General features: G+C 70.5%; 19 protein-coding genes. 8 read left to right on the forward strand and 11 right to left on the reverse strand.

The window, feature by feature from the left end; all coding sequences use genetic code 11:
* Positions 1-80: 80 nt before the first annotated feature.
* The 3 genes from G6N64_RS26290 to G6N64_RS26300 all read left to right on the forward strand — a co-directional run bounded on the left by G6N64_RS26290 (position 81) and on the right by G6N64_RS26300 (position 2,701).
* Positions 81-1,772 carry a helix-turn-helix domain-containing protein gene (locus G6N64_RS26290; RefSeq protein ID WP_163800729.1) on the forward strand — a complete coding sequence of 564 codons (1,692 nt, stop codon included), beginning with the start codon at positions 81-83 and terminating at the stop codon, positions 1,770-1,772.
* 21 nt (positions 1,773-1,793) lie between these two features.
* Positions 1,794-2,237 (forward strand): nitroreductase family deazaflavin-dependent oxidoreductase, encoded by a 444-nt coding sequence (locus G6N64_RS26295; protein ID WP_174267006.1) that lies wholly within the window; start codon positions 1,794-1,796, stop codon positions 2,235-2,237.
* Positions 2,238-2,455: 218 nt separating this feature from the next.
* Positions 2,456-2,701 carry a hypothetical protein gene (locus tag G6N64_RS26300; RefSeq protein WP_163800731.1) on the forward strand — a complete coding sequence of 82 codons (246 nt, stop codon included), beginning with the start codon at positions 2,456-2,458 and terminating at the stop codon, positions 2,699-2,701.
* A gap of 45 nt (positions 2,702-2,746) precedes the next feature.
* Here the strand turns inward: G6N64_RS26300 and G6N64_RS26305 are convergent, their stop codons facing one another.
* Together G6N64_RS26305 and G6N64_RS26310 are read right to left on the reverse strand one after the other, a co-directional pair.
* Positions 2,747-3,790, reverse strand: coding sequence for an LLM class flavin-dependent oxidoreductase (locus G6N64_RS26305; RefSeq protein WP_163800732.1), 1,044 nt, complete (start codon positions 3,788-3,790; stop codon positions 2,747-2,749).
* Positions 3,791-3,841: 51 nt separating this feature from the next.
* Complete coding sequence (locus tag G6N64_RS26310) at positions 3,842-4,654, reverse strand: uracil-DNA glycosylase (RefSeq protein ID WP_163802138.1); 813 nt, start codon at positions 4,652-4,654, stop codon at positions 3,842-3,844.
* 98 nt (positions 4,655-4,752) lie between these two features.
* Here G6N64_RS26310 and tap point away from each other — a divergent pair, with 98 nt between their 5' ends.
* Complete coding sequence (gene tap, locus G6N64_RS26315; protein ID WP_163800733.1) at positions 4,753-5,979, forward strand: multidrug efflux MFS transporter Tap; 1,227 nt, start codon at positions 4,753-4,755, stop codon at positions 5,977-5,979.
* Here the strand turns inward: tap and G6N64_RS26320 are convergent.
* Complete coding sequence (locus G6N64_RS26320) at positions 5,976-6,626, reverse strand: HxlR-like winged helix-turn-helix transcriptional regulator (RefSeq protein ID WP_163800734.1); 651 nt, start codon at positions 6,624-6,626, stop codon at positions 5,976-5,978. The genes tap and G6N64_RS26320 overlap by 4 nt on opposite strands.
* Positions 6,627-6,756: 130 nt before the next feature.
* On the opposite strand from G6N64_RS26320, the gene G6N64_RS26325 reads away from it, so the two are divergent.
* On the forward strand, positions 6,757-8,121 hold the full coding sequence (locus G6N64_RS26325; protein WP_163800735.1) for an FAD-binding oxidoreductase: 1,365 nt from the start codon (positions 6,757-6,759) through the stop codon (positions 8,119-8,121).
* Here the strand turns inward: G6N64_RS26325 and G6N64_RS26330 are convergent.
* The 4 genes from G6N64_RS26330 to G6N64_RS26345 all read right to left on the reverse strand — a co-directional run bounded on the left by G6N64_RS26330 (position 8,118) and on the right by G6N64_RS26345 (position 13,137).
* Complete coding sequence (locus tag G6N64_RS26330) at positions 8,118-8,408, reverse strand: Dabb family protein (protein ID WP_163800736.1); 291 nt, start codon at positions 8,406-8,408, stop codon at positions 8,118-8,120. The genes G6N64_RS26325 and G6N64_RS26330 overlap by 4 nt on opposite strands.
* Before the next feature lie 9 nt (positions 8,409-8,417).
* Positions 8,418-10,157, reverse strand: a complete 1,740-nt coding sequence (locus G6N64_RS26335) for an ABC transporter ATP-binding protein (RefSeq protein WP_163800737.1) — start codon at positions 10,155-10,157, stop codon at positions 8,418-8,420.
* Positions 10,154-12,757 (reverse strand): ABC transporter ATP-binding protein/permease, encoded by a 2,604-nt coding sequence (locus tag G6N64_RS26340; RefSeq protein ID WP_163800738.1) that lies wholly within the window; start codon positions 12,755-12,757, stop codon positions 10,154-10,156. Before G6N64_RS26340 ends, G6N64_RS26335 begins: the two co-directional genes overlap by 4 nt.
* Positions 12,758-12,900: 143 nt before the next feature.
* Positions 12,901-13,137: a hypothetical protein gene (locus G6N64_RS26345; RefSeq protein ID WP_163800739.1), complete on the reverse strand. Its 237-nt coding sequence runs from the start codon at positions 13,135-13,137 to the stop codon at positions 12,901-12,903.
* A 194-nt stretch (positions 13,138-13,331) separates the two neighbouring features.
* Between G6N64_RS26345 and G6N64_RS26350 the strand changes: the two genes are divergently transcribed.
* Positions 13,332-14,585 (forward strand): cytochrome P450, encoded by a 1,254-nt coding sequence (locus tag G6N64_RS26350; protein ID WP_163800740.1) that lies wholly within the window; start codon positions 13,332-13,334, stop codon positions 14,583-14,585.
* Positions 14,585-15,154: a TetR/AcrR family transcriptional regulator gene (locus G6N64_RS26355; RefSeq protein WP_163800741.1), complete on the forward strand. Its 570-nt coding sequence runs from the start codon at positions 14,585-14,587 to the stop codon at positions 15,152-15,154. Before G6N64_RS26350 ends, G6N64_RS26355 begins: the two co-directional genes overlap by 1 nt.
* Before the next feature lie 3 nt (positions 15,155-15,157).
* Here the strand turns inward: G6N64_RS26355 and G6N64_RS26360 are convergent, their stop codons facing one another.
* The 3 genes from G6N64_RS26360 to G6N64_RS26370 form a co-directional block, all read right to left on the reverse strand.
* Entirely contained in the window at positions 15,158-17,527 is a 2,370-nt protein-coding gene (locus G6N64_RS26360; protein WP_163800742.1) for an arylsulfatase, read from the reverse strand.
* Between the two features lie 156 nt (positions 17,528-17,683).
* Positions 17,684-18,811, reverse strand: coding sequence for an acyltransferase family protein (locus tag G6N64_RS26365; protein WP_163800743.1), 1,128 nt, complete (start codon positions 18,809-18,811; stop codon positions 17,684-17,686).
* Positions 18,812-18,870: 59 nt separating this feature from the next.
* A complete protein-coding gene (locus tag G6N64_RS26370) occupies positions 18,871-20,556 on the reverse strand; it encodes a DEAD/DEAH box helicase (RefSeq protein ID WP_163800744.1) in 1,686 nt (561 codons plus the stop codon).
* Positions 20,557-20,680: 124 nt separating this feature from the next.
* Between G6N64_RS26370 and G6N64_RS26375 the strand changes: the two genes are divergently transcribed.
* The gene (locus G6N64_RS26375) at positions 20,681-21,256 is read left to right on the forward strand and encodes an LppP/LprE family lipoprotein (RefSeq protein WP_163800745.1); all 576 of its coding nucleotides are present in this window, start codon (positions 20,681-20,683) and stop codon (positions 21,254-21,256) included.
* A 64-nt stretch (positions 21,257-21,320) separates the two neighbouring features.
* Here the strand turns inward: G6N64_RS26375 and G6N64_RS26380 are convergent, their stop codons facing one another.
* Positions 21,321-22,253, reverse strand: coding sequence for a type IV toxin-antitoxin system AbiEi family antitoxin (locus G6N64_RS26380; RefSeq protein ID WP_246230817.1), 933 nt, complete (start codon positions 22,251-22,253; stop codon positions 21,321-21,323).
* Positions 22,254-22,257 lie beyond the last annotated feature (4 nt).

The following is a 22,257-nucleotide window of genomic DNA, read 5'->3' on the forward strand; positions in this document are numbered from 1 at the left end:
CGGCTGTCACCGTCGAATTCAGAGTGCGGGATCGGGCGAAAGACGGCAATGTCTCGGCAGACATACTTATGCTCGTATCCATGTCGTCGCAGACACTTCGCCCCGACCTCGAGCGCTGGCTCGACGCACTGGCCGGAATCGGCGAGGCGGTCGGCGGCGACGCACCCGTCACCGACCTGGTGTCCCGCGTCGCGCGCACGGCCTGTGACCTGCTCGGATACGACTTCTGCGCGGTCTTCCTGCCCACCCCCGACCGGCACGCCCTGACGATCGTCGGATCGCACGGGCTCTCCGCCGACTACGTCGCGCAGGTCAACGCCGACCGGCCGATCCTGCTCGACGTCAGCGGGGCGGAGGAGGCGCCGACGAGCGTGGCGTTCCGCACCGGCGAGGTGGTGACGCTGGAGGACATCGAGAGCATGCCGGGCATCGGGCCGTGGGGCGGGGTCGCGCACGAGCAGGGCTATCGCGCGCTGATCTCGGTGCCGCTGCGCCGCGCCGGCGCGATCGTCGGGGCGCTCAACGGATATCACGCTGCGGCACACCGGTTCGATGCCGTCGAGGTGGGCCTGGTGAGCACACTGGCCACTCAGGTGGCGGTCGCGCTGGGGACGGCGCAGCTGCGCAGGAGCGAGCAGGACACCATCCGCGAACTCCGTCGCGCCGAGGAGGTGCACGCGCTCCTCACGGCGACCGCCCTGCGCGGCGAGGGGGTGTCCGGGGTCGCCACGGCCCTGGCCGAACTGCTGGCGCGACCGGTGCTGATCGAAGACGTGTACGGCACCGCCCTCGCCGCCGTCGACTGGCCGGGCACGGACGACGGACCGGACGGCGGCGCGGACGTCACGCTCGACGGCGAGGTGGTGGCCAGGTTGCGCGTGCTGTCGGCGGGCCCCGAGCTGTCCCGGCTCGACGTCCGGGCCATCGAGCACGCCACGGTCGTCACGGCACTGGAGTTGATGCGGGCCCGCACGGCAGCCGAGGTCGAGCAGCGGCTGCGCGGCTCGCTCGTGGCCGACCTGCTGAGCACCGACGGCGCCGACATGGCCGCCCTGCTCGACCGCGCACGACGGCTCGGGTGGGACCTGTCCGGCACGCAGACGCTGATCTCCGTGCGGTTCGTCGAGAGCGGCAACCGGTCCGCCACCGAACGCCTGCTCGCCGGCGCGGACCGGTTCGCGGCGACGGTGGTGCCGCGACCACTCGCCGCGGTCTACCGGGGCGACCTGGTGCTGATCGCGGCCCCCGACGCGACGGCGCCGGGCCGGATCTCGGGGCCGGCCGAGATCGCGCGCCGGCTGGTCGACTCGCTCACCGGCACGGGCGACGTCGAACACGCGGTGGCGGGCGTGACGTCCGCGGTCCCCACCGCCGAGCTGGCGGGTGTCTTCCGAACGCTGCGTGGCGCTCTCGACCTGTCGTCTGACGCCCGGGAGTCCGGCGTGATCGACCTCCGCGACGTCGCGATCGACCACCTGCTGCTGCAACTCGACGACCCGGAACGTCTCCGCGCCTATGCCAGGACCGTGCTGGGCGCGGCGCTGGACTACGACCGGGAGCACGGCAGCGAACTGCTCCGCACCGCGCGGGTACTGCTGGACCGCGACCTCGACCGTCGCGCCGCCGCGGACACGCTGCACCTGCACCCGAACACCGTCGCTCAGCGGATGCGGCGCCTGGAGGCCCTCACCGGGCTACGCCTCGGCCGGCCCCGTGACCTGTTGCAGTTGACGTCCGCGCTGACGGTGGCGCGCATCGCCGGACTCGGGTGACAGACTGGAGACATGAGTTCGATGCCCGCCTGGGAGCGCTACCTCGGCTTGCCGCTGTTGCGCGTGCACGACACGGTCTACCGCACGACCAACGGCAGGATCGGCCACCGGATCCCCGGCGCGCCACCGTCGTTGCTCCTGCACACGGTCGGTGCGAAGACCGGCATCCAGCGCACCACCACGCTCAGCTACGCCGAGGACGGCGGCGCCTACCTGGTGGTGGCGTCCAAGGGCGGCGACCCCAAGGCGCCGGGTTGGTACTTCAACCTCAAGGCCGCCCCCGACGTCGAGATCAACCTCGGCGCCCGGCGTGTGCGCGCCACCGCGCGCATCGTCGGGGCCGACGACCCGGACTACGCGCGGCTGTGGAAGCTGGTCAACGACAACAACTCGAACCGCTACGACGGATATCAGAAGCGGACCACCCGCACCATCCCGATCATCGCCCTGACACCGCGAGCCTGACGCGCCGCTGCCAAACGCGTTCGTGATCAACGTGTTTGGCCTTCGGCGCCTCGGGTATGACTGTGAGCGGTCGAGATGAGTCACGAGACCCCCGACCTTCCCGGCGCCGAGCAGCGAGCGGCGGGAATGCGGACCACGACGAACCCCCGGTTCGGTGGTTCCCGTAAGGCGCTCACACCTCGACGTGAGCCTCGTTCGGCAACGAAGGAACTCCATTGATGATGCTCAAGTACGTCTCCGTGTCTGCACTGTCGGCGGGCGCTGCCGTCGCCGCCATCCTGTTCGGCTCCCCCGCCCAGGCACAGGAACCCGCACAGAACTGCACCCCGGTGGCTGCCGGGCAGGTCTGCGATCAGACCAACCAGTCCGCCACACCTCCGGTGCCCGCCGGCGGGGCAGGTGCGGCCAACGACCAGAACGGCGCCTACGGACCGAGCGGCAACCAGCCCCCCGTCGGCGACTAGTCGCCCACTCCGTGGACCCGGCGGCCGTGTCGCGTCCGGAAACCCCTAGAACAGCTCCTTCGCGAGCAGCTCCAAGGTGGTCTCCCGGGCCGGCGCGGTCGCCGGGTCGACTCCGCGGTAGGCCGACGCGACCGGGTTGACCATGACCTCGTCGACCCCGAAGTGGGCGGCGATGCCGCGCACCTGCTCGGCCGCCTCCGCGGGATCGCCCACGATGGCTTGCTTGCGCCCGGACTCGACGACCGCCTTCTGCTGCGGGGTCAGTGCGATCGTGCGGGCGTCCTCGACCAGGTCGATCGGGGTGAGCGGACGTCCGGTGCGCAGCCACGCCATCATCAGCAGGTTCGGCAGCAGCAGTTCCTCCGCCTCGGCGCGCGTCGGGGCGACCGACGCGTTGACCGTCATGAACGTGGTGGGCTCCGCCGCGACGTCGCTGGGCCGGAATTCCTCGCGGTAGATCGCGAGCGCCTCCTCGGTGCCCTGACCCGCGAAGTGGTGGGCGAACACGTACGGCAGGCCCTTGGCGGCCGCGAGATGGGCCGAGTACGTCGAGGAGCCGAGCAGCCACAGCCGCGGCTCGGAGGCCGCGGCAGGCGTCGCCTTCAGGACGTAACCCTCGTCGCGGCCCCGCATCGTCACCCCGACGCCGTTCGCGCTCATGAGTGCCGTCACGTCGTCCAGGTACTGCGGGAAGCGCTCGATGTCCTCGTCGCTGCGGCCGGCGGGGCCGCGCAGCATCATCGAGGTGACCGGATCACTGCCCGGTGCGCGGCCGATGCCGAGGTCGATGCGGCCAGGCGCAGCAGCCTCGAGCAGGGCGAACTGCTCGGCCACCGCCAGGGGCGCGTGGTTGGGCAGCATGACGCCGCCGGAGCCCAGCCGGATGCGCGCGGTCTGCGCGGCGAGGTAGCCGATCAGCACCGGCGGGCTCGTCGCGGCCACTGCGGGCATGTTGTGGTGTTCGGCGAGCCAGTAACGGGTGTAGCCGAGGTCGTCGGCGGTCTTCGCCACGCCGACGGTCGCCGAGAGGGCGGCCGCGGTGGTCTGGTCGCTGCGTACGGGGACGAGGTCGAGTACCGAGAGTCGCATCAACCGTCCAACGCCACGGCTGCGTGATCCGTTCCCTCAAGGCATGACGGATCACACGGCCTTGGCGGCGACGAACACGGCGTCGAGCATGTCGGGGGTGAGCCTGCCGGTGAAGGTGTTCTGCTGGCTGGGGTGAAAGCAGCCGACCAGCGTGACGTCACCGACGACCGTCGTCGCCAGGTGGCCGAACTTGGGCATCGGCGTCGGCACCGTTTCGCCCGCGGCGCGGAGCATGTCGAGCGTGGCGCGCCAGGCGAACCCGCCCAGCACGACGATCACCCGCACCGTCGGCGAGATCAGTCGCCACTCGGCGTCCAGCCAGGGCGCACACGTGGCGCGCTCGTCCGGCGTCGGGGCGTTGTCCGGCGGTGCGCACCGGACGGCCGCGACGATGCGCGTGTCGGTCAGCGTGAGACCGTCCGCGGCGTCGACGGGTGTCGGCGAACTGGCCAGCCCGGCCCGGTGCAGTGCCGCGAACAGGAAGTCGCCGCTGCGGTCACCGGTGAACACCCGTCCCGTCCGGTTCGCGCCGTGCGCCGCGGGTGCCAGCCCCAAGATGAGGATCGACGGCGTCGTGGACCCGAAGCCGGGGACCGGTCGGCCCCAGTACGGCTCCGTCGCGAAGGACCTGCGCTTGGCCAGCGCGACGTCCTCGCGCCAGGTGACCAGTCGTCGGCAGGCCCGGCAGACGCTCACCGCCGCGTCGACCTCCTCGACGGTCCGCAGGCGCTTGGCCGCGGCTCGGACGCCCGCCGCGGTCTTGGCGACCACCGTGTCGGGCCGGGCGGGGTCACCGGGCCATCCGGCGCCGACGGGCACGGGCGAGTCGAAGTCCACCCCGGTGCGGGGATGCGGGAGCAGCACACCCACACTCTGCACCGGCACGCACGTGCACCTCGGTGCGGCGTCGGATAATCCGTCGCGGGGCAGGCCCGGCCGCTGTAGGTTCTCCCCGATACCTCATGATCAAGACCTCCACCGGCCCGCTCTACCTGATCTTCTTCGCGGCACTGACCGCAGGAGCGGGCAACGGCATCTCCCTCGTCGCGTTCCCGTGGCTGGTGTTGCAGCGCAACGGTTCTGCCGTCGAGGCGTCGATCGTTGCGATGGCCGGCACGCTGCCACTGCTCGTCGCAACGCTGATCGCCGGTGCCGCCGTGGACTATCTCGGCCGGCGACGGGTGTCGATGATCTCCGACCTGCTGTCGGCGCTGTCGGTGGCCGCGGTGCCGGTGATCGCGTGGGTGTTCGGCGTCGACGCGATCGACGTCGCGGTGCTCGCCGGCCTGGCCGCGCTGGGCGCCTTCTTCGACCCGGCGGGGATGACCGCGCGGGAAACCATGCTCCCCGAGGCCGCGCAGCGGGCGGGCTGGACGCTGGACCGCTCGAACAGCGTGTACGAGGCGATCTTCAACCTCGCCTACATCGTCGGCCCCGGCATCGGAGGCCTGCTGATCGCCACGCTGGGCGGCATCGACACGATGTGGGTGACCGCCTGCGCGTTCCTGCTGTCGATCGCCGCCATCGCGGTGTTGCGACTCGAGGGTGCGGGCACGCCGGACCGCGAGCACCTGCCGCAGGTCTGGGCGGGAATCGTCGAGGGCCTGCGGTTCGTCTGGAACACCCCGGTCCTTCGCACGCTCGCATTCGTCGACCTCACCGCGACGGGGCTCTACATGCCGGTGGAGAGCGTCCTGTTCCCCAAGTACTTCACCGATCGCGACGAGCCGGCCCAACTGGGCTGGGTCCTGATGGCACTCAGCCTCGGCGGGCTGGTCGGCGCGCTCGGCTACGCCGTGCTGAGCAAGTACTCCAGGCGCCGCACGATCATGCTGACGGCGGTGATCACGCTTGGCGTCGCGATGACGGTCATCGCGTTCCTGCCGCCACTGCCGGTGATCCTGGTGGTCTCCGCGATTCTCGGCTTCGTCTACGGCCCGATCGCGCCGATCTACAACTACGTCATGCAGACGCGGGCCCCCGCGCACCTGCGCGGCCGGGTGGTCGGGGTGATGGGATCGCTGGCGTACGCGGCCGGGCCGCTGGGCCTGATCGTCGCGGGCCCGCTCGCCGACGCGACCGGTCTGCACGCGACGTTCCTCGCCCTGTCGCTGCCGATGCTGCTGTTGGGCGCCATCGCGGTGTTCCTGCCCGCGCTGCGCGAACTGGACCGCTCGCCCGAGGGTTAGCTTCGCACCGGGACGGGTGCGAACAGCTGGCCGAGTCGCCGCACCGCGTCGGGATCGCCGTCGATCCGTAGTCGGCCGGCGGTCAGCAGTTCGGCGACCCGTGCGGGATTCATTGCAGCCGCCACGATCTCGGCCGCTCCGCTGAGCGTGACGTCGACGTCCTCGTCGTCCGCCAGCGTGTCGATCCGGTCGGCGGTGATGGCCACCGCGGCACTGCCGTCGGGCGTCGCGAGACGCAGCGACACCGGCGGGCCGTCCCGGTCGGGTCGGACGTAGGCCCGCACCGCGCGGACCAGCCACTCGGGCCGGACCACGTCACCCGGCGATCGGCGCTCGATGAGATGCCTGCCCCACCGGGCGTAGGCGTTGATGACGTCCTCGAGTGCGCGGCCGTCGCCCGTCAGTGCGTAGGTGGCACCCGACGCGGGCCTCGGCAGGGCCCGCCTGTCCACGAGGCCGGACGCCTCCAGATCCCGTAGCCGGCCGGCCAGCACGTCGGTGGCGATCGGGGCGAGCGCGGACAGCAGGTCGCGGTACCGACGCGGCCCGTCGAGCAGTTCCCGGACCACCAGCAGCGTCCATCGGTCCCCGACCACGTCGAGGCTCTTCGCCACGGCACAGTGCTGACCGTAGGAGCGGGCTGCCATCGGGTGAGGCTACCGCCCGATTCCCGGGCCCACCTGCGACTCGTCGAATCTCGATGGCACTCGTCGAGGCATCCTCGATCCGCCGCGACGTTGCTGCCGCCGACGCCCGGACGACGCCTACCATCGTGGGATGGACTCAGCGCTGAGCGCCCTGATCGCCGAACTGCCCGAGGGCACCGTCGTCACCGATCCCGACATCCTGGCGTCCTACCGCCAGGACCGGGCCGCCGACCCGGCCGCGGGGACACCGCTGGCGGTGGTCCGGCCGCTGCGCACCGAGGAGGTGCAGTCGGTCATGCGGTGGGCCACCGCCAACCACGTTCCGGTCGTGCCGCGCGGCGCCGGTTCGGGACTGTCGGGCGGCGCCACCGCGCTGGACGGCGGCATCGTGCTGTCGACCGAGCGGATGCGCGACATCGCCGTCGACCCCGTCACCCGCACCGCCGTCACCCAGCCGGGCCTGTTCAACGCCGAGGTCAAGAAGGCGGTCGCGGAGTACGGGCTGTGGTACCCCCCGGACCCGTCGTCCTACGAGATCTGCAGCATCGGCGGCAACATCGCGACCAACGCGGGCGGGCTGTGCTGCGTGAAGTACGGCGTCACGTCGGACTACGTGCTCGGCATGCAGGTCGTCCTCGCCGACGGGACGGCGGTCCGCCTCGGTGGCCCGCGGCTGAAGGACGTTGCGGGACTGAGCCTCACGAAGCTGTTCGTGGGCAGCGAGGGCACGCTCGGCATCGTCACCGAGGTGACGCTGAAGCTGCTGCCCGCCCAGTACCGGGGCTGCACCGTAGTCGCGTCGTTCGACTCGGTGTCCGCCGCGGCCGACGCCGTCGTCACCATCACCGGCAAGATCCGGCCGTCGATGCTGGAGTTCATGGACGCCGTCGCCATCAACGCCGTCGAGGACAAGCTGAAGATGGGCCTGGACCGCGACGCCGCCGCGATGATGGTCGCGGCGTCCGACGACCGCGGCGCGGCGGGCCGCGAGGACGCCGAGTTCATGGCCCGGGTGTTCACCGAACACGGTGCGACGGAGGTCTTCTCGACCGACGACCCCGACGAGGGCGAGGCGTTCATCGCGGCCCGGCGGTTCGCGATCCCCGCCGTCGAGGCCAAGGGGTCGCTGTTGCTCGAGGACGTCGGCGTCCCGTTGCCCGCGCTGGCCGACCTGGTGAGCGGCATCGAGAAGATCGCGGCTCAGCACGGGCTGCTCATCTCGGTGATCGCGCACGCCGGCGACGGAAACACCCATCCGCTCATCGTGTTCGACCCCAGTGACGCCGCGATGACCGAACGCGCCAACACGGCGTTCGGCGAGATCATGGACCTCGCCGTCGGTCTCGGCGGCACGATCACCGGCGAGCACGGCGTCGGCCGCATGAAGCTGCCGTGGCTGGCGGGCTACCTCGGACCCGAGGTCATGGAACTCAACCGACGCATCAAGACCGCACTGGATCCGGACGGCATCCTCAACCCCGGAGCGGGGATCTAGGCGGGAAGCTCGAACTGCGCGCGGGCGATCTGCTCGACCATCGGCGCCAGACGCGCGCGCAGTTCGTTGTGCGCGGCATCGGCGTCGTAGGCCCGGTAGGCGTCGACGTCTGCGAAGTCGGCGACGATCACGAAGTCCCAATTGCCCTCGCGCAGGCCCGCATCCGACCCGACGGTGTACCGCAGGGTTCCCGGGAGGTCCAGGTTGCGCAGACCGTCCTGGATGGAGGCGACCTCGTCGACGTCATGGTCGGCGACCAGCTTGGCCATTACCACGTTGCGGATCACGACCGAACCCTAGCAGGGCCGGCGGGTGGCGATCTGCCACTCCGCGGCGGCCGCCTGCTGCCGCCAGAACTCGTCGAACCGGCCGCCGGCGGCGATCAGCTCGTCGATGGTGCCGTCCTCCACCACCGCGCCGTCCTCGACGAATAGCACGCGGTCTGCCCGGCGGATGCTCGCCATCCGGTGCGCGACGATCACCTGCGTCCGGGTCCGCCGGTCGGCGCTCAGCGCGTCGACGATCGCGGCTTCGTTCTCGGTGTCGAGCGCGCTGGTCGCCTCGTCGACGAGCAGCACGGGAGCCGACTTCACCAGGGCCCGAGCGATACTGACGCGTTGCCGCTCGCCGCCGGACAGCGCGGCGCCACCTTCGCCGACCGGCGTCCGGTCGCCGTCGGGCAGCCGGCAGGTCAGCTCGTCGACGCGCGCCAGCCGTGTCGCCGCCGCGACGACGTCGGGGGTGGCCGCCGGATCGCCGACGAGCACGTTCTCCCGCAGCGACCCGTCGAACAGGTACGGGTGCTGAAACACCATGCTGACGGCGGCGCGGCGTGCCTCCGGGTTGAGGGTGGCGAGGTCGACGCCGTCGAACAGCGCCCGTCCGGCGGTGGGCTCGTGGAGTCCGGCGATCAGCGCGAGGATGGTGCTCTTGCCGGACCCCGACGGTCCCACGATGGCCGTCGTCGCACCAGCGTCCAGGGTGAAGGTCAGCCCGTCCAGGACGGGCTCGCCACCGTAGGAGAACCGGACGTCGTCGAACTCGATCCGCGGTGGTGCGTCGCCACCGCGGCCCCGATCGCCCGAGGACGACGTCGGCGCGCCCAGCACGGTCGCGATCCTGCCGAGGGTGGCGCGCGTCGACTCCAGCGCGGGGGCGAGTTCGGCGAGCGCGGCGAAGGGCTCGAGATAGCGCGCGGTCACGACGATCAGCGCAATGGCCTCGGGGACGCCCAGTTCGCCGCGGACGGTCAGCCACGTCGTGACGCCGGCGAGGGCGATGAGCGCCAGTTGGCTGGCGAGGCTGAACAGCAGCTGGCCGGGTATCTGCGCGGTGAGCAGCCGCAGACCCGCGCCGTGCTGGGCGTCGAGTGCGGCTCCGACGAGGCTGCGTGCCGGCTCCACCCGTCGCGCGGCGCGCAGCGCCTGCTGGGTGCGGGCGAATTCGATGATGCGTTCGGTGAACGCGGTGTTCGCCTCGTCCGCCACGGCGTCGGCGCGCCGCGTCAGCCCGCCCGAGAGGCCGAGCGCGCCGAAGAGCACCAGCACCCCGGCCAGAGCCGTCAGGCCGATCGGGACCGAGATCCACAGCAGCGCAACGGCGATCGCGGCCGGCAGCAGTACTGCGCCGATCAGCGGCGTCAGCAGGTTCACGACCAGGCCGACGAGTTGCGGGCCGGTGGCGGCGATCGCCTGCCGTGCCGTGGCGGTGTTGTCGCGCCCGAGCCAGTCCAGCCGGACGTCGGGTAGCCGGTCGGCGACGTCGTGTTGCGTACGGTCCAGCACGGCGAAGCCCAGGTCGAAACCGATGCGCGCGGTGACGGTGTCGACGATCCAGCCGCCGACCGTCACGGCGGTCAACCAGCCGACCCAGGTCCAGGCGTCGGCGGGATCCTCGCCGAACAGCGCGGCGACGAGCGGCACCAGAAGCACGGTGCCGGCGGCGCGCAGCAGCACCGAGACGATCGCGAGGACGGCGTACCGGGCGGCCGCGCCGCGCCGCTCGGCGGGCATCAACGCGAGCAGTGTGCGGATCATCGGGCGACCTCCCCCGCCGCGACCGCGGTCCGCCCGGAGTCCCACATGGCCCGGTACCGACCGCCGGCCGCGAGGAGCGCCTCGTGGGTACCGCTCTCGGCGACCCGGCCGTCGTCGAGGACGACGATCTGGTCGGCATGGGTGATGGTGTGCAGCCGGTGGGCGATGACCAGCACGGTCCGGTCGCGGGTGAGCCGGTTCAGGGCTTGCTGGACGAGGTACTCCGACTCCGGGTCGGCGAAGGCCGTCGCCTCGTCGAGGATCAGGACCGGGGTGTCGGCGAGGATGGCGCGGGCGATGCTGAGCCGCTGGCGTTCTCCGCCCGACAGCCCGGACCCCGCGCCCAGGATCGTGTCGTAGCCGTCCGGCAGTCGCTCGATCCGGTCGTGGATCTGGGCGTCACGGGCGGCGTCTCGGATCCGTTCGGGATCGGCACCGGGGTCGGCCAGCGCGATGTTCTCGGCCACCGTGCCGTGCACCAGCTGCGTGTCCTGCAGCACAAAGCCGACGCGGCGGTAGAGGTCGTCGGCGGCGAGCGTGCGCACGTCGTCGCCACCGACGCTGATCGTGCCCCGCTGCACGTCGTGGAATCGGGCGACCAGGGCGGCGAGCGTGGACTTCCCCGAGCCCGACGGTCCGACGAGCGCCGTGACCGTGCCCGGTCGCAGCGTCACCGAGACGTCTCTGATGACGGGCACGTCCGGCCGGTAGCCGAACGTGACGCCCTCGACGCGAACCGTTCCGGGCGCATCCGCCCCGGTCGACTCAGTCCCGGTCGAGCCGCCCGGGTGAACGGTCAGCTCGGGCTCGTCGAGCACGGCCTGGATGCGACGCGCGGCGAGCATGCCGCCCTGGATTCCGCCGAGTCCGTAGCCGATGCCGAGCAGCCGGGCACCGAACGTCGTGCCCAGGAGCAGGAACGGCAGCAGGTCGACGGGATCCATTCGGCCCGTGACGATGAGCGGCGTCCCGACGATCGCGATGAGCCACAGGAAGTTCGCGGGCCGGGTGACCAGATCCATCAGCGTCTTCTTGCCGACGAACGGCCGTTGCCAGGTGACGAGGAAGTCGACGTAGTCGTCGAGCCTGCGCCGGAAGGTCGATGCGGCGGCGCCGCCGAACACCCGCACGACGGGCTGGCCCTCGAGGTACGCCCCGGCCTCGCCGTTCATCCGCTCGGCCCAGCGGGGGGCCTGCTGAATCTTGCTGCCGGATTGAATCGTCATGACCGACATCAGGATCAGGTACGCGAGCACGGGCACGAACAGCACCAGCGCGATGCGCCAGTCCACGACGAACAGGTAGACCAGCACGGCCACCGGGGCGACCACGGCCGCGACGGCATCGGGAACGGCATGCGTCACCAGGTAGTGCAGCGACAGGGTGTCGTCCCGCACCACCTGCGTGACCGATCCGGAACCGCGGGCGGTAAACCAGCCGAGCGGCAGGCGCGACGTCTTCACGAGCAGCCGGCTTCTCAGGTCACGTGCGAACGCCGCGTCGACGCGGTGCAGCCACCACGTCAGGGCCGCCCCGAGCCCGGTGCCCACGCCGATCAGCACGACCGCCGCGAGCCCGAGCGTCCAGAGGCGTCCGGACTCCGCGCCGGACAGCAGGAGCCTGGCCAACTCGACCAGGAGGACGAACGGCGCGAGTTCGATCACGGTGATCAGGGCCTGCAGCACACCGGACACGATCAGCGGGCTCTTCACGGGGGCGAGCAGCCGCCCCGCACCCCGCGCCCGCCAGGTGCCGGGGGCCGCAGCCGTGGGCGTCGGCACGGCCGCCGGCGCAGACACGGACGGTTCGGACGAGGGTGATGGGTCGACCGCCGCGACGTCCTGCTCGCCGCGCTTGGTGCCCATCGCACGGCCGCGGGTCCAGTACGCCTGGGCGTGGATCTCCTGCTTCGGAAAGCCGAAGTCGTCGCGCAGGCGGGTCCGCAGGTGTTTGAGCACGCCCGCCTCGGGGCCCGCCCAGGCGAACCAGTTGGACCAGTCCCGCGACTCGATGGCCGAGGCAAGCGTCGCCGCGTCCGCGGGTACGACCCGGTGGACGCGCAGGCGCGGGTGCTCGCCGAGCGGGATGGCGGGGTCGTCGTCGGAGTGCTGTTCGAGATAGGCCTCGATGGGGATGTCGTTCGGGACGGCCGAGATGATGCCGTTGATCGCGGGGATCGACGCGGCGTCGCCGACCAGTAGGTAACCCGCGGGTCGGTCGGCGGGGTCGTCGGCGATGGTGAACCCCTTGGAACCCATCGACATCGCTGCGATCGTCGCGCCCGGTTCCACGGTGCGGGCCCAGGCGGATGCCGGGCCCGCGGGCTCGTGCAGGACGACGTCGATCGCGAGGTGGCCGGTCGACGTGTCGGCCTCGCTGATCGTGTAGGCCCGCTGGAACTCGGTCTCCGAGCCGTCGGGGTCGGGGAACCAGAACCGGAGCCACGAGGTCGGTTCGGCGACGGCGTCGTCGAACACCGTCTCTGACGTCAACCGGATGCGGAGGACGTGCGGCGCCAGCCACTCCTTGCCCAGCACCGTCACCTCGTGGTCGCGTGCGCCGAACCCGCGCATCATCACGCCCTGCAGTCCGCGTGCCATCGAACCCCTTCCACGGCGACGATTCCGCCTCAGGGTAAGGGTAGCCTTACCACTGCCGTGGGTGGGCCGGACATGCAGACGCCAGGCGAGCCCTCCCGGGGTCGGGGAGGGCTCGCGGCTCGCATCGGTCGGTGCACGCGGGGTCAGTGCATGTGGTTCGGGCCGTGGTGGTGCTGCCAGCCCGGGCTCTGCGTCGGTGCCGGAGGCGCGTAGTGATCGGGGTAGTACTGGTAACCGGGGCCGACCGGGCCCGGTGCGACCGGGGTGGGCGCGACGGGGGCGGGCGAGGCATGGGCCGTGCCGATCAGGCCGAGGGCGATGCCCCCGGCGACGGCGGGCACCGCGACGAGGCGGGCGACGATGCGAGCGATGTCGGACATCTGTTCAATCCTTCTGTGTGAGCGTTTCATTCGGGTGATCACCGCGGGGTTCTGCGGATGAGACGACTATGTCGCGACCGAGGTCCCGCGCGCGTCGGGCAATCGGTGGAATACCGGGATGAACCCGCCGTCCCCCGATCGGCGGACTCGAACGTGTGATTGACAATGCTCGCCGACTGTCGTATTAATGAGACATGAGCGTTGATGTGTCTCACTGCGGCCCCGCGGTGTTCCAGCCGGCGACCGCGGAGACCTGGCCCGATCCGTGGCCGATGTACCGCGCGCTGCGCGACCACGACCCGGTCCACCACGTGGTGCCCGATGACCGACCCGACCACGACTACTACGTGTTGTCGCGGCACGCCGACGTCTTCGCGGCGGCACGCGACCACGAGACCTTCTCCTCGGCGCTGGGCCTGACGGTCAACTACGGCGAACTCGACCTCATCGGCCTGGCCGACAATCCGCCCATGGTCATGCAGGACCCGCCCGGGCACACAGAGTTCCGCAGGCTGGTGTCCCGCGGCTTCACCCCGCGCCAGGTGGAGGCCGTCGAACCCACGGTGCGCGCGTTCGTCGTCGACCGGATCGAGAGGCTCCGCGCGGACGGGGGCGGTGACGTCGTCGCCGATCTGTTCAAACCGCTGCCCTCGATGGTGGTGGCCCACTACCTCGGCGTCCCGGAGTCCGACCGCGAACGGTTCGACGGCTGGACCGACGCGATCGTGGCCGCCAATACCGTCGAGGGCGGCATCGGCGGCGCGCTGGAGGGCCTCGGCGATGCCCTGGGCGAGATGATGGCCTACTTCACCGCGCTCATCGAACGTCGGCGTGTCGACCCCGAGGACGACACGGTCTCGCACCTGGTGGCCGCGGGAATCGGCGCCGACGGCGACGTCGCAGGCGTCCTGTCGATCCTGGCGTTCGCGTTCACGATGGTGACCGGCGGCAACGACACCACGACTGGAATGCTCGGCGGCTCGGTGCAACTCCTGCACCAGCGGCCCGATCAGCGCAGGCTGCTAGCCGAGTATCCGGACATGATCGCGGGCGCGGTCGACGAGTTCCTTCGGCTCACCTCACCGGTGCAGATGTTGGGCCGCACCGTCACCCGCGACGTGACGATCGACGGGACGACCATCCCCGAGGGCCGGCGGGTCATGTTCCTCTACGGCTCGGGCAACCGGGACGAGCGCCACTACGGCGACGACGCCGGCGAACTCGACGTCACCCGGCGGCCGCGCAACATCCTCACCTTCAGCCACGGTGCCCACCACTGCCTCGGCGCGGCCGCGGCTCGCATGCAGTCACGGGTGGCGCTCGAGGAACTGCTGGCGCGCATCCCCCACTTCGAGGTCGACGAGGACGGGATCGTGTGGGCAGGTGGCAGTTACGTGCGACGCCCGACGACGATCCCGTTCACCGTGCTCCCGCGGGCGTCTCGGTGATGGCCGGCGACTGGCTGGCCGACAGCAGAACGGAGGCGGCCGCGGACCGCATCCTCGACGCGGCCGACGACCTGTTCACGCGCCGGGAGGCGGCCACCGTCGGGATGAACGACGTCGCGAAAGCCGCGGGCTGCTCACGGGCCACGCTCTACCGCTACTTCGAGAACCGCGACGCGCTGTACACCGCCTACGTGCACCGCGAGGCCCAGCGGGTGTTCCGAGACCTGCTCGACCACCCGACGACGTCCGCCGACCCAGCTCACCGCATCGTCGACGTGGTCCTCGCGGCGCTGCGACGGGTACGCGAAAGCCCCGCGCTGTCATCGTGGTTCGCACCCGCGCAGCGCCCGATCGGCGGTGAGATGGCGCAACGCTCGGAGGTCGTCAAGGGCTTGGCCGAGGCGTACCTGGCCTCGCTGGGCGTCGACGACGTCGAGCGTCGCGCCCGGTGGCTAGTGCGAATAATGATCTCGCTGTTGCTCTTTCCCGGACGCGACGACGCCGACGAGCGCACGATGCTCGAGGAGTTCGTCCTGCCCGTGGTACTCGGCGACCGCGCGTCGCGCTGACCGTTACTGCCTGGCCAGCGAGAGGTTCAGCTTGTCCTCGGCCGTCACCAGGTGATCGTGACTGTCGTCGCCGATGTCGATCTTCGCCCACGCGACGCTGCCGGTGAACCGGTTGCCGTGCGGGCCGTAGTCCTGGGACGCGGGTGAGCCGGTGTCCGACCCGACGTCGCAGGCCTCGTCGGCGGAGAATGCCAGCGGTTCGGTCCGGTCCACCCGTCCCGACCCGACGGCACGCCCGTCGTAGTGCAGCGTGACGGTGCCTCCGAGGCCCAGACCGCCTCTGTCGTAGGCGAAGTGCATCGCCACCTGGTGGTCGCCCGTGGGCAGCGGTTCGTCGGCGGCGACGTAGAAGTACTCGATGCCGAAGAAGTTGTAGCAGTACTTCAGCATGCCCTCGTGCGCGTAGAGCGACCAGCCACCCACCCCGCCGCCCTGGGCGATGATCACACCGCTCGCGCCGGCCTCCGGCACGACGATCCGGGCGCTCACGGTGTGCGACCTGTTCTTGACGTTCAGGACGCAGTTCTCCAGCAGGCGCATGCCGGAGAACAGTGTCTGCGTGGTGCCGCGGATCAGCTGCGGCCGTCCCGCGAGTTCGGGCAGGAAGCGCTCGACGGACCGGTCGTCGATGGGCAGGACGTCGTACTTCACCGCCTCGATCAGCCAGAGCCGTTGCAGTTCGGCGAGTTTAGCCGGCTGCTCGGCTGCCAGGTCGTGCGCCTGCGACCAGTCGTCCGGTCCGTAGAGCTCCCACCTGTCGTCGTCGAGTGCCGGCTGATCCTGCAACCACGGGGTGCGGTGCTTCGTCACCGCGGTCCACCCCCGGTGGTACACCCCGCGGTTGCCGAACATCTCGAAGTACTGCAGGTCGTGTGTCTCGGGGGCACCGCCGTCCCGGAGCGTCGCCAACATGCTGGTGCCCTCCAGCGGCGCCTGCTGGATGCTGTTCACGATGGTCGGCGCGGGGATGCCCGCCGCCTCCAGGATGGTCGGTGCGACGTCGATGACGTGATGGAACTGGTTGCGGGACTCACCCTTCGCTGCGAGGCCCGCCGGCCAGTGCACGATCGTGCCGTTGCGGGTGCCGCCCCAGTGCGAGGCGACCTGCTTGGTCCACTGGTACGGCGTGCACAGCGCGTGCGCCCAGCCCACCGCGTAGTGGTTGTAGGCATCGGCGGTGCCGAAGTCGTCGATCTTCGACAGCAGGAACTCGTCCGTCTCGATGTCGGGGAGCCCGTTCAGCGTGATCATCTCGTTGAAGCAACCCTTGGGCGTGCCCTCGGCGGACGCGCCGTTGTCGCCGAGGATGTAGTAGATCAGCGTGTCGTCCAGTGCGCCGAGGTCGTCGATCGCATCGATTAGCCGGCCGATCTCGTAGTCGGTCTGCTCGAGGAAGCCGGCGTAGATCTCCATCTGCCGGGCGAGCACCGGCTTCAACTCGGCGGACATGTCGTCCCATGCGGGGATCTCGTCAGGACGCGCGGTGAGTTCGGCGTCGGGTGGCACGACGCCGAGGTCCTTCTGCCGGGCCAGGATCTGCTCGCGCAGCACGTCCCAGCCCTCGTCGAACTTCCCCTTGTACTTGTCCGACCACTCCTTGGGGACGTGGTGCGGCGCATGCGTGGCGCCCGGCGCGTAGTACATGAAGAACGGCTTGTCCGGCGTCAGCGCCTGCTGCTGACGCACCCACGTGATCGCGCGGTCGGCCAAGTCCTCGTTGAGGGTGTAGCCCTCCTCGGGCGTCTTCTCCGGCTCGACGGGCTTGGTGCCCTCGTAGAGACCCGGGTAGTACTGGTTGGCCTCGCCGCCGATGAACCCGTAGAAGTGCTCGAACCCCGATCCCGTGGGCCACTGCCCGAACGGCCCGACCGGCGATACCTCCCACACCGGCACCTCGTGACACTTCCCGAACTGGCTCGTCGAATACCCGTTGAGCCGCAACGTCTCTGCGATGGGCGCCTTGTCCTTGGGCCTGATGCTGCTGTACCCCGGCGCCGACGTCGCGATCTCGGTGATGCCACCCATCCCGACCGAGTGATGATTGCGGCCGGTGAGCATCGCCTGCCGCGTCGGCGAACACAGCGCCGTCGTGTGGAAGCGGTTGAGCTTCAGCCCGTTCTCGGCGAGCCGGTCGGCCACCGGCGTGTTGCACGGCCCGCCGAACGCCGTCGCCGCACCGAAGCCCACGTCGTCGATCAGCACGATCAGCACGTTGGGCGCCCCCTCGGGCGGCCGCAGCATGGTGATGGGCGGATAGGTGGTGTGGGGATCCTTCGCGTCGTACGTCGTCAGGCCGACGTGCTGCGGGTCGGGGATGGGCAGGATGTCGCGCCGGACCTCGGGAGTCTCCTGGTGGGTGGACATCGTGGGCATCCGATCGCCGAAGTCATCGCCGACAGGCGATCCCGGAACCGTCTTCTCGACACCGAGGGCCTCAGACTACGGTCGCCGAACTGACCCCGCGGTCAATTCGCAGGTCCGGTGATCTTGAAGTCGGGGATGACCCCTCCAGCCGTGGGCGCGGGGGTGTCAGGAGCGGACGCGTGTGAAGCGGTGCAGCACCCACGCCAGCGGCACCGTCACGACCATCGTCGCCACGAACAGCCAGAACGTCGACCCGGTGTAGATCGGGAAGTGCAGGATCTCGACCATCACCAACTCCATGGTGACGAGGTGGATCAGGAAGATCTCGTAGGAGATCTCACCGAGGAAGACCATCGGTCGGCTCGCCATGGCCCGCGCGAACAGCCCGCGGTCCCCCAGCGCCAACGGCGCCACGATCAGCGTCGAGATGACGGCGTAGAAGACCGCCTTGGCGATCCCCTCGCGGAGTTCCGACGGCGACGTCGTCGGCGCGCCGGTCAGCGGCGTCGACGCGATGAGGTAGCACACCAGCGCCAGCGGGATGCAGACCAGCGCGTAGGCGCGCACGCGCATCTCGCGGAGCACCGCGAGCAGCATGCCGCCCACGAACCAGGCGAGATACGTCGGCAGCCAAAGCTTCGCGCCGTCGGGCAGGAAGTGCGTGACGTGCACCAGCACCAGCCACGCCGGCGTGATCAGCGTCAGCGCCGCCAGACCACCGAGCAGCAGGCCCGGCCGCCACTGCCTGCGGCACAGCACGACCAGCAGCAGGTAGGCCAGCAGCGGCAGCGCGACGTAGAACGCGGCCTCGACGGCCAGGCTCCACATCTGCGTCAACCCCTGGTGCAGGAAGGTGATCCAGTAGTGATCGGTGTATATCTGGGTCAGGGTGAGGTTGCGGAGCAGTCCCTCCCACGTGTGGCCGGGGTTGGGCCCGGCGTGGCGGAAGTGGTAGATCGCGTACGCCACCAGCACGGTCACGACGTAGGCCGGCATGATGCGTCGCACGCGGTGCCAGGCGTAGCGGCGCACCGACGGCGCCTCGCGAGCGGACGCGGTGGCACGCACCCACGGGCCGAACAGCAGGAACCCCGACAGCACGAAGAAGATCGGTACGCCGATCTCCATGCGGGAGTAGACGAGTCCGGCATAGCCGTGGGTGTACTTGCCGGTGGTGTACGCCGCGTGCGTCAGCACCACGAGGATCGCGGCGAGCGCACGTACGCCCGTGAGCGAGCCGACCCGGCCGGGGCCGGTGGCCTCCAGACCACCCTCGGCCGCATCGGGCCGCACGTCGGCCCCTCGTCCCGCCTCCCCCGGAGCATCACCCGCCGCTCCGCTCGCCCGGAACGTCACCTCGGCTTGTTGCCTCTAAAGGGCTTGGGTCCGCGATCGAGCACCAGTTTGATCGGCATGCCCTGAATCTTGGTGCGCTCCAGCTTCTTCAACGTCTCGCTGGAGAGCTTCTTGGGCAGTTCGACCAGCGAGTAGTCCGGCCGGATGGAGATGTGCCCGAAGTCGCTGCGGTGCAGCCCGCCCTCGTTGGCGATGGCACCCACGATGGCGCCGGGCATGACCCGGTGGTTCTTGCCGACCGCGATGCGGTACGTGGCCAGATCGTCACGGGTGTCGCGGCGCTTGCGCGGCGGCCCGTCGTCGCGGGAGTCGCGCTCGGGACGCTCGCGGCGCTTCTCGGGTGGGGGCTCCGTCATCAGGAACTCGCCACCGTCGTGGCTCTGCAATGCCAACGCGGCGGCGACGTCGGCCATCGGCACGTCGTTGTCGCGCTCGTACTCCTCGATCAGCTTGCGGAACAGATCGATGCCCGGGTTGCTCAGGCCGTTCGTGATCGACTCGCGGAACTTCTCCACCCGCTGGGCGTTGACGTCGTCGACCGACGGCAGCTGCGACTCGACGAGCTTCTGCCGGGTCACCCGCTCGATGGAGTTCAGCAGGTGCCGCTCGCGGGGCGAGACGAACAGCAGCGCGGTGCCCGCACGCCCGGCGCGGCCGGTGCGACCGATGCGGTGCACGTACGACTCGGGGTCGTGCGGGATGTCGTAGTTCAGCACGTGCGAGATGCGCTCGACGTCCAGACCGCGGGCGGCGACGTCGGTCGCGACGAGGATGTCGATCGTGCCGTCCTTGAGCTGCGCGATCGTGCGCTCGCGGGCGGCCTGGGCGATGTCACCGTTGATGGCGGCGGCGTTGAAGCCGCGCGCCCGCAGCTTCTCGGCGACCTCCTCGGTGGCCTGCTTGGTGCGGACGAACACGATCATCGCCTCGAACGGCTCGACCTCGAGCAGCCGCGTGATCGCGTCCATCTTGCGATGGCCGGACACCTGGATGTAGCGCTGGGTGATGTTCTCGGCGGTCTGGGTCTTCGACTTGACCGTGACCTCGACCGGGTCGTGCAGGTACTTGCTGGTGATCTTGCGGATCGCCGGCGGCATGGTCGCCGAGAACAGCGCGACCTGCTTGTACTCGGGGGTCTCGGCGAGGATCTTCTCGACGTCCTCGGCGAAGCCCATCTGCAGCATCTCGTCGGCCTCGTCGAGCACCATGTAGTCGAGGTGCGAGACGTCGAGGCTGCCCTTCTCGAGGTGGTCGATCACGCGGCCGGGCGTACCGACGACGACCTGCGCGCCCCGCTTGAGTCCCGCGAGCTGCGGACCGTAGGACGTGCCGCCGTAGATCGGCAGCACGTTGACGCGCAGGTGAGCGCCGTAGCGGCTGAACGCCTCGGCGACCTGGAGGGCCAACTCGCGGGTGGGCGCCAGGACGAGCGCCTGCGTGGTGCGGCTCTCGGTGTCGATCTTCGACAGGATCGGGATCGCGAAGGCAGCGGTCTTGCCGGTGCCGGTCTGAGCGAGTCCGACCACGTCGGAGCCGGCCATCATCGCGGGGATGGTCTCGGCTTGGATGGCCGACGGCGACTCGTAGCCGACGTCGGAGAGGGCCTGCAGCACCTTGGGGTGTATCTGCAGGTCGGCAAAGGTGGTCTCGGGGCCGTGGGCTTCCGATTCGGGCGACGTCATCGGTGTGTAAGTCTACGGGTTCCCGACGCCACCAACCGCCTCGCGGCCAACCGGGCGGGTACCGTGCCCTGTTGTGATGCGCGTGGGGCGAGCAGAGCGACGGGAAATTAGAGCCGGACGGGTGATGCGACGGCACTCTCGCGCCGTGGTGGTTCCGCTCGTCGTCGCCGCGGCCGTGGCTCTCGCGGGGTGCGGGTCCAGCGACTCGACCGTCTCCAAGACCCCGGAGGGCACGGCTCCCGGCAGCCCGACGGCGTCGAGCGCCCCGCCCGCTCCCGACCCCACCGTCGCGGCGGGCCCGACCACGACGCCCGCCCCGGCCGATCCGTGCGCGGTGAACCTCGCCGCCCCCGAGATCGCCAAGGCCGTCTCCGACCTCCCCCGTGACCCCCGCAGCGATCAGCCGTGGAGTTCCGAGCCGCTGGCAGGCAACTACAACGAGTGCGCGCCGCTGTCTGCGGTCATCGTCAAGGCCAACACCAACGCCGCCAACCCCAACACCCGGGCGGTGCTGTTCCACCTCGGCAAGTTCATCCCCACCGGCGTGCCCGACACCTACGGTTTCAACGGCATCGACGACGCCGCGACGACCGGCGACACCGTCGCGCTGATGTACTCCAACGACATGACGAGCCTCAAGAGCGTCGTGCGCTTCCGGTGGAACGGCAGCGGCGTGGAGCTGATCGGCAACACCGGCTAGCCGCGGCCTCTCGCCGCTGCTGGTTTTTCGCCGAAACGGCATTCCCTGTCGCGGAGCGGCCGTCTCAGCGACCGTGATTACTGGCTCGCCGCGATGGCGCTCGCCGCGGTGACGCTCGCCGCGACGTCGAGTCCCCCATCTGCGGGCCCGGCACCGCCACGCCCCGCGCCGCCCATGCCTGCCCGACGCGCTCGAGGACATCGCGCGGCCGGTCCTCGGCGATCACCTTCACGTGCAGCCAGTCGTGCTCCGCGACGAGTCGAAGCCGCTTGACGTCCCAGGCGTACTGCCGGCGGTCGGTGCGGTGCTGGTCGCCGTCGTACTCCACGGCGATTCGCACGTCTTCCCAGCCCATGTCGAGGAACGCGAACTCGCTGCCCCAGTCGTCGAGGAGCGGGATCTGAGTCCGGGGGCGGGGATACCCGGCGTCGATCAGCAGCAGCCGCAGCCACGTCTCCTTCGGCGACTGCGCCCCGCCGTCCATCAGGTCCACCGCGGCACGCAGCCCTCGGATGCCACGGGCACCCTTGTACCTGTGGATCAGCGGCGCGACGTGGTCGGCCGCAAGACCCGTCGCACCCGCGAGCGCGTCGAGGTGCGCGACGGCCTGGTCGCGCGGCAGGAACCTCGCCAGGTCGTACGCCGCTCGCTGCGGGGTCGCCACCGCCATGCCGTCCATCTCCATGACGTCGTCGTAGAGGAAGTGGTTGTCGCGCGTGATGATCCCGGGTGGCGGCCGGTTGTTGGTCCACATGATCTCGACCGGCGTCGTCTCGGCCACCCACTTCGCGCCGTGCAAGGCCGCGGCCGCGCGACCGGTGATCGGTCCGCGCCGCTTCGACCACAGCCACGCGCCGACGGTGTTCGCGTAGAGCGACGGCTCGGCGATCACCGGCAGGTACACGTCCGGATAGATCGCGCGGTAGTGCCGCCGGAGTTGCCCCCACGTCACCTGCTTGCGGTCGAGGGCCTCGCTGCCGAGGAAGACGATTGCCATGGCG

This window comes from Mycolicibacterium sediminis (genome assembly GCF_010731735.1).
GTDB classification, from domain to species: Bacteria; Actinomycetota; Actinomycetes; order Mycobacteriales; family Mycobacteriaceae; genus Mycobacterium; species Mycobacterium sediminis.